The following is a 7,656-nucleotide window of genomic DNA, read 5'->3' on the forward strand; positions in this document are numbered from 1 at the left end:
CACTTCCTTTGCCCTGGCCACACGCATGTTATCTCCGTCCATCAGGCGTGATATTTATAACATATATGGCTTCGTACGCTTTGCTGACGAAATTGTCGATACATTTCATGAATTCGATAAGGCCCATCTTTTCAAAGAGTTTGAACGGGACCTTGAAAATGCGCTTGAATACCGCATCAGCCTTAATCCCATCCTGAACTCATTTCAGCATACCTATCATCAATACGGGATACCCAGACATCTGGTAGATGCTTTTATGAAAAGCATGAGGATGGACCTTACCAAAAAGGACTATAACACCCATGAGGAATACAAAGAATACATCTATGGTTCTGCAGATGTAGTGGGCCTGATGTGCCTACGTGTGTTTGTCAAAGGGAATGATGAGCAATATGAAAACCTCAAGGATGCAGCTATGGCGCTGGGCTCCGCTTTTCAAAAGGTGAATTTCCTGCGCGACCTGAAGGCTGACCACGAGCACCTGAACCGATCCTATTTCCCGGATACCAACCTGCTTGAACTGGATGAAAATTCCAAGGCCCGTATTGTTCAGGAGATCAAGGAAGACTTTGCCAAGGGGTTCGAAGGTATTGTCAAATTGCCCAGCGAGGCAAAATTCGGGGTGTATACGGCTTATAAATATTATTATAAACTACTACAGAAATTACAGAAAACCCCGTCCCTACAGATCAAGAATACACGTATACGGGTTCCGAACTATCAGAAGTTTGGACTACTGGCCAAATCCTACGTAAATTACAAGCTCAATCTGGTTTAAAATGGACGTAATTATCTGGATCCTCATCTTTATCGTTACTTTCTGTATAATGGAGTTTATGGCGTGGTTTACCCACAAGTATATCATGCATGGTTTCTTATGGGTTTTACACAAGGATCACCACAAGAAAGACCACGACTCCTGGTTTGAGCGTAACGACGCATTTTTCCTCTATTATGCAGCGGTAAGTATGGCATTTATTATGATCGCCTCGAATACCTGGTTTTGGTACGGCTACCCCATAGGATTTGGTATTATGGCTTATGGAGCGGCCTATTTCCTCGTTCATGACATACTTATCCACCAAAGGTTCAAACTGTTCAGAAGGGCAAATAACTGGTACGCCCGTGGGGTACGCAAGGCCCATAAGATCCACCACAAGAACCTGGGCAAGGAAGACGGTGAATGCTTCGGGATGCTCGTAGTTCCTTTTAAGTACTTCAAAAAAAACTAGTCCATGCCAACTGCCCATATTATTGGCTCGGGCATTGGAGGGCTGGCCACTGCACTTCGTTTGCGGAAGAAAGGATATGAGGTAACGGTTTTTGAAACCAATCCCTATCCCGGAGGAAAACTGCACGCTATCACACTTGATGGCTACCGCTTTGACCTTGGGCCCTCCCTCTTTACCATGCCACACTTTGTGGATGAACTCTTCCGGTTGTACGATAAAGAACCTACGGAACATTTCAAATACCTGAGAAAAGAGGTCCTCTGCGAATATTTCTGGGATGACAATACACGTTTCACTGCCCGTAAAGACCCGGAGGTATTTGCAGAAGATGCTGCGTCTACCTTCTCCGAAAGCCCGCAAGCCTTACTGAAGTACCTCCGTTTAAATCAGAAAAAATACGACCTTACCGCGCCTCTTTTTCTCCAAAGCTCACTCCACAAGGCTGGGACTTATCTTTCTTTGAAGACCCTGAAGGCTTTGATGAGCATGCCCCAACTGGGCGTATTCGGGACCCTGAATGAAGTAAACGAAAAGCAGTTCAAGCATCCCAAGCTTGTGCAACTCTTTAACCGATATGCCACCTATAACGGGAGTTCGCCCTACCTGACACCCGGGATCATGTCCATGATCCCCCACCTGGAAATGTTTTACGGTACTTATTTACCGGAAGGCGGGATGCATGAAATTGTGATGAGCTTATACCGCCTGGCCGTTGAAGTAGGCGTCCGTTTCCATTTTGACAGCAGGGTGGATGAAATTATCGTTGAGGGGGGCAAGGCATCGGCAGTGCGTATAAAAGATACCCTTTACAAAGCCGAAGTTGTTGTTTCCAATATGGATATTTTCCCTACCTACAGGAAACTTTTACCTTCACAGCCTGCCCCGGAAAAAACACTGGCCCAGGAAAGATCCAGTTCTGCCCTCATTTTTTATTGGGGTATCAAAAAATCTTTCCCTCAGCTCAATTTGCATAATATCTTTTTCAGCAACGATTACAAAGAGGAATTCCACCATATATTTCATCGTAAATCCCTTTACGAAGACCCTACTGTGTACATAAATATTACCAGTAAGGACTGGGCTTCAGATGCCCCTTCGGGTTGTGAAAACTGGTTTGTTATGATCAATGCACCTGGAGACTACGGTCAGGATTGGGAACAACTCAGGTCTGATGCGAGGAAAAGTATCCTGAAGAAACTTTCAGGGATACTAAAAACCGATGTGGAATCCCTGATCGAGGTAGAACATGTACTTGATCCACCGGGTATACAGGCGAATACCAGTTCATACCGCGGTGCACTTTACGGGGCAGCCAGCAATAACCGATTTGCTGCCTTCCTGCGGCATCCCAATTTCAGTCGAAAAATTCCGAATCTCTATTTTTGTGGGGGATCCGTACATCCCGGAGGTGGCATTCCCCTTTGCCTTCTATCGGCCCGGATCGTTTCAGAATTATTGCCCAATGCACCGGCCCATGAATGAACCCCGTAAATTCCTCAATTATTTTTCCGTTTTCCTGCTCTGGTTGTTTAATCTCAGTGCAATAGCAGGCATCTATGTAGGGGAACAGGACTGGTTCATGAGCAAAACCCCGCTCAATATGCTGCTGATCCTGGGACTTACAATTTTGGTTTTTCCGGTTACTACCTGGAAAAAGGGCCTGCTTTTCCTGGGAATTGGCATAACGAGCATCTTTGCAGAATGGCTGGGCGTGAATTACGGCCTTATCTTCGGCGACTATGTCTACGGTGCTAATTTCGGGCCCAAGCTCGACGGGGTTCCCTATCTGATCGGCGTGAACTGGGCATTCCTTACGTTTGCCACTGGGGCGATGGCTTCAAAATGGCTGAAAGGCTTCTGGGTAAGGGTTATTGCGGGTGCGTTAATGATGGTCATCCTTGATTTTTTCCTCGAAGAAAGTGCCCCGCGTTTTGATTTCTGGTATTGGGACCTCGGATTTCCTCCGCTGCAGAACTTCCTGGGCTGGTTTGCCCTGGCGTTCATTTTCCACATGTTTTACCAGGGGCTGAAAGTGAAAGGCAATCCCCTATTCTCTCACCATCTCTACATCTCCCAACTACTGTTCTTTGTATTCTTTTACTTTTGGAAAGGTTAGTTGTCAGGGGTAAACTTTAACGGGGGCACACCCTCCCATTGGCCTTCTGATCGATAGGGCTGGAACCGGGCAAAAAGTTCTTCCTTATACCATTGCAATTCGTGGGTCATGGAAATGGCCTGTTTGTGTTCCTTACTACTATAAGCAAAAGCATAGAGGGCTTCCCGGTTGGCCCATAAACTGAAGGTGGCCATATTCCGAATTGGCACTTCCCCAATGCCTTTTGTATAAAGCAAACCTTTATTTCCCTTTAGCCCCTGCTGTGAAGCAGGAACGTATTTCCAAAACCTCAGCAGGAATCTGGATTTGATCGTAGCCCTGGTAATAATCGCCAGGTAGTTGTTATGTGGTAATGGGGTTTGGACAGCAGGGAAAGGGGCCTTACCGTCCCATTCTCCCTTTGTTTTCACAGTTCTCATGTACAGGGTCCAGTATTCCCGGGCTTTCTTCTTGTACCTGTGCATCAGGTCGTGCCGGCTGAAAAAGCTGTCGGCAGCCGCTTCGTTTTCCCAAACCTGCACCAGGGCGTACACGGACCAGTCGGGCCAGGGATTAAAACCAGGCTTTCCACTACCCATCAGTTTATAGAATCGCAAACCGGGTGTTCGGGACAGTCCTGGATGTGCGAATTGCATCATGCCAAAAGCCCATATTTTCGACCAGGGACGGCTGTACCTGAAAAAAGTTATGGTGGTAATGGCTTCCATTTATCTTGTAAGTAACGAATCGAGAAGTTTCCGGACCCGGGGGGCATTCCAGTCAGCAGCTCCTGAATGGGCAACTGCTATTCTCCCGGACTTGTCCAGTACATAGGTTGTTGGTAAGCCTCCATAATAAAGGGCTTTAGGAGTAAGTCCTTTTTCAAAGTATACAGGAAACTCATACCCTTCTTTGTTTAAATAGGACATAACCCGGTCCTGTTGGTCCCTGGCAATAAACAAAAACCGCACCTGGTCTTTATAATCCCCGTACAGGGCATTGAGGGAGGGCATTTCCGCAACGCAGGGCGGGCACCAGCTGGCCCAGAAATTCAGCAAGACCACTTCCCCCTGCACAGTTGCCACCCGAAAGGTATCCCCTTCCAGGTCCTTGAGCACCCAATCCTCGATATCAGGGACATCCATTGCCCTTTCTGCTACCGGTTCAGGATTGTGGGAGATGAGCCGGTTCATCCAAACCTGTACATGAAATCCCAGGGGAGTTAAAATATATAACCCCAGGAACAGAAGGAGCAGTAAGCTTAGCAGATTTATTCTTTTCCTTTTCATGGAGCTTGCAGGAGTTTTGTGAACAGTTGCCTTGCCCCCTTGCTATACCAGTCTGTGATCCCCTGTTCGAATGCAGCAATCCGGCCCTGTTTATCCACAACATAAGACGCCGGCGGTTCCGGAATTTCAAAAGGGGCAGGCTCGCCAATGATCAGATAGGTAACAGGGAAGGTAAAATCGTGTTCTTCCATAAAGGCTTCCACCGGGGCCTGCTCTTCGTCTGATATGATATAGAACACCACCCGATCACCGAATTCATCGTACAGTTTTTGAACCTCCGCCAATTCCGCTTCACAGGGGAGCCTCCAGGAAGCCCAGAAGTTGATGAAAACCACCTTTCCCTTCGCCTCTTCGAAACTGAAGAAGTTCCAGTCCTTATCCTTAAGGGTCCAGTTGTAATCCTTGAGTTGTATCCTTTCCTCAGCGGGTATGACCTCAGGTCCGAAGGCAAAAAGGCGATTGAGAAAAACCTTGCTGTAATGTCCGAGCGGTGTCACAAAAAAAGACAGCACCAGGGCAAAAAAAAGCAGATTAATAATGGTTTTCCTACTGACCTTCATATATGAACCTGTATCAATCAAAAAACTCCTGAAAATATCCAGGAGTTTTTCTTTTTGTAATGCCTAAGCGGCATTTTCCTTCTTAATAACATTTAGCGCGGAACCCTCCCTGAACCATTCTATTTGCGATGCGTTGTAGGTATGGTTAGCTACAACCATATCCTTGGAACCATCGGCATGAACCACTTCGATAGTGAGGGGTTTGTCCGGTGCAAACTCTGCTATATCCAGGAAGTTAAAAGTGTCGTCTTCCTGAATCAGATCGTAGTCTTTTTCATTGGCAAAGGTCAGCGCGAGCATTCCTTGTTTCTTAAGGTTGGTCTCATGTATCCTTGCGAAGGATTTTACCAATACCACGGCCACTCCCAAATGTCTGGGCTGCATAGCCGCATGTTCGCGTGAGGATCCCTCCCCGTAATTGTGGTCACCCACCACAATGGTTTTGATACCTGCAGCCTTGTAGGCGCGCTGCGTATCCGGTACACCGCCGTATTCGCCGGTAAGCTGATTTTTAATAAAGTTGGTTTTCTTGTTGAACGCGTTAACCGCCCCTATCAGGGTATTATTGGCAATGTTGTCCAGATGCCCCCTGAACCTCAGCCAGGGACCCGCCATGGAAATATGGTCTGTGGTGCACTTTCCAAAGGCCTTGATGAGCAGCTTCATACCCTTAAGGCTATCCGGAGCAATGGGTTCAAATGGCTCCAGCAATTGTAGTCGTTCTGAATCAGGGGCTACGATGACCTGCACCGAACTCCCGTCTTCTTTTGGGGCAATAAATCCGGCATCTTCAACGGCAAAACCTTCCGGGGGCAATTCATATCCCCTGGGTTCCTCCAGCTTTACTTCCTGTCCGTCTTCATTGATCAAAGTATCCGTTACGGGATTGAAATCGAGCCGGCCTGCAATAGCAATAGCTGTTACCAATTCCGGTGAGCCTACGAAAGCCAGGGTGTTGGGATTTCCATCAGCCCGTTTGGCAAAGTTTCTGTTAAAGGAATGCACTATGGTATTCCTGGGCCCATTGGCGGCTTTGTCACCATAACGGTCCCACATTCCAATACACGGGCCACAGGCATTGGCAAATACCGTAGCCCCGATATTATTGAATGTATCGATAAGGCCGTCGCGCTCAATGGTGTAACGCACTTGTTCTGAGCCCGGGGTGATCGTAAACTTTGATCTGGTCTTCAGGTTTTTATCAGCTACCTGTTTCGCCAGGGAAGCCGCCCTTGAGATATCTTCATAAGAGGAGTTGGTACAGGAGCCGATCAGGCCTACCTCAACGTTCAACGGCCAGTCGTTTTCACGTGCCGCCTCGCTCATTTTCGAAATGGGGGTTGCCAGATCTGGTGTAAAGGGTCCGTTCAGGTGGGGTTCCAGTTCTGAAAGGTTGATCTCGATCAACTGGTCAAAATAGGTCTCCGGGTTGGCGTAGACGTCAGCGTCAGCTGTCAAATACTCAGCTACTTCAGCAGCAGCCTCTGCGACATCAGCCCTTCCGGTTGCGCGCAGATAGCGGTCCATGGAAGCATCGTATCCGAAGGTAGAGGTGGTAGCACCTACCTCAGCTCCCATATTGCATATAGTCCCTTTCCCGGTACAGGACATGGAAGTAGCCCCTTCCCCGAAATATTCGATAATGGCTCCCGTACCCCCTTTCACCGTAAGAATATCAGCCACCTTAAGGATCACATCTTTTGGGGCCGTCCATCCGGATAATTTACCGGTAAGTTTCACCCCGATCAGTTTTGGGAATTTCAGCTCCCAGGGCATTCCGGCCATGACATCCACGGCATCAGCACCTCCTACCCCAATAGCAACCATACCCAAGCCTCCCGCATTTACGGTATGGGAATCCGTTCCGATCATCATCCCACCCGGAAAGGCGTAGTTTTCTAATACCACCTGGTGGATAATTCCTGCACCGGGTTTCCAGAACCCGATGCCGTATTTGTTAGATACCGATTCCAGGAAGTCAAAGACCTCATTACTGGTTTGATTGGCCCTCTTTAAATCGGCTTCTGCGCCAACTTTTGCCTGTATCAGGTGATCGCAGTGCACCGTTGTGGGCACGGCCACCTTAGGCTTCCCGGCATGCATAAATTGCAGTAAGGCCATCTGGGCTGTAGCATCCTGACAGGCCACACGGTCTGGTGCAAAGTCCACGTAGTCTTTCCCACGCGTAAAGGCTTTGGACGGTGTGCCTTCCCAAAGATGGGCATACAAGATTTTTTCTGAGAGGGTCAAAGGTCTGCCCACTATATCCCGGGCCTTATCCACGCGCTCGGCTATATTGGCGTAGACCTTTTTAATCATATCGATATCAAATGCCATTTCGAATAAAATTTTCTGTTAGAATGCCCCCAAAAGTACTAAAATAGCGGGGCAAATAAAAGCCTTATTATTGCCATTTAAAGCCTGGATAATCCCTGTATCTCCTAGGAATATAAATTGAAGAGAAAATCTTGATTATAACA

At 47.6% G+C, this 7,656-nt stretch carries 8 protein-coding genes; 4 read left to right on the forward strand and 4 right to left on the reverse strand.

Translation table 11 applies throughout. From position 1 onward, the window contains the following. The 4 genes from AC4E7D_RS08850 to AC4E7D_RS08865 all read left to right on the forward strand — a co-directional run. A partial coding sequence (locus tag AC4E7D_RS08850; protein ID WP_490173441.1) for a phytoene/squalene synthase family protein occupies nucleotides 1-778 on the forward strand: 778 nt, incomplete at its 5' end. A 1-nt stretch (nucleotide 779) separates the two neighbouring features. Beyond that, a complete protein-coding gene (locus AC4E7D_RS08855) occupies nucleotides 780-1,232 on the forward strand; it encodes a sterol desaturase family protein (RefSeq protein WP_490173442.1) in 453 nt (150 codons plus the stop codon). A gap of 3 nt (nucleotides 1,233-1,235) precedes the next feature. Beyond that, nucleotides 1,236-2,714, forward strand: a complete 1,479-nt coding sequence (gene crtD / locus AC4E7D_RS08860) for a 1-hydroxycarotenoid 3,4-desaturase CrtD (protein ID WP_490173443.1) — start codon at nucleotides 1,236-1,238, stop codon at nucleotides 2,712-2,714. Beyond that, nucleotides 2,707-3,348, forward strand: coding sequence for a carotenoid biosynthesis protein (locus AC4E7D_RS08865; RefSeq protein ID WP_490173444.1), 642 nt, complete (start codon nucleotides 2,707-2,709; stop codon nucleotides 3,346-3,348). The genes crtD and AC4E7D_RS08865 overlap by 8 nt, the downstream gene beginning before the upstream one ends. Here the strand turns inward: AC4E7D_RS08865 and AC4E7D_RS08870 are convergent. The 4 genes from AC4E7D_RS08870 to AC4E7D_RS08885 form a co-directional block, all read right to left on the reverse strand. Further along, nucleotides 3,345-4,055: a DUF3291 domain-containing protein gene (locus AC4E7D_RS08870; RefSeq protein ID WP_490173445.1), complete on the reverse strand. Its 711-nt coding sequence runs from the start codon at nucleotides 4,053-4,055 to the stop codon at nucleotides 3,345-3,347. The two genes, AC4E7D_RS08865 and AC4E7D_RS08870, sit on opposite strands and share 4 nt — an antisense overlap. Next, on the reverse strand, nucleotides 4,056-4,616 hold the full coding sequence (locus AC4E7D_RS08875) for a TlpA family protein disulfide reductase (protein WP_490173446.1): 561 nt from the start codon (nucleotides 4,614-4,616) through the stop codon (nucleotides 4,056-4,058). After that, nucleotides 4,613-5,176, reverse strand: a complete 564-nt coding sequence (locus AC4E7D_RS08880) for a TlpA family protein disulfide reductase (protein WP_490173447.1) — start codon at nucleotides 5,174-5,176, stop codon at nucleotides 4,613-4,615. Before AC4E7D_RS08880 ends, AC4E7D_RS08875 begins: the two co-directional genes overlap by 4 nt. A gap of 63 nt (nucleotides 5,177-5,239) precedes the next feature. Next, a complete protein-coding gene (locus AC4E7D_RS08885) occupies nucleotides 5,240-7,513 on the reverse strand; it encodes an aconitate hydratase (RefSeq protein WP_490173448.1) in 2,274 nt (757 codons plus the stop codon). Nucleotides 7,514-7,656 lie beyond the last annotated feature (143 nt).

This window comes from Lentiprolixibacter sp. (assembly GCF_982873095.1).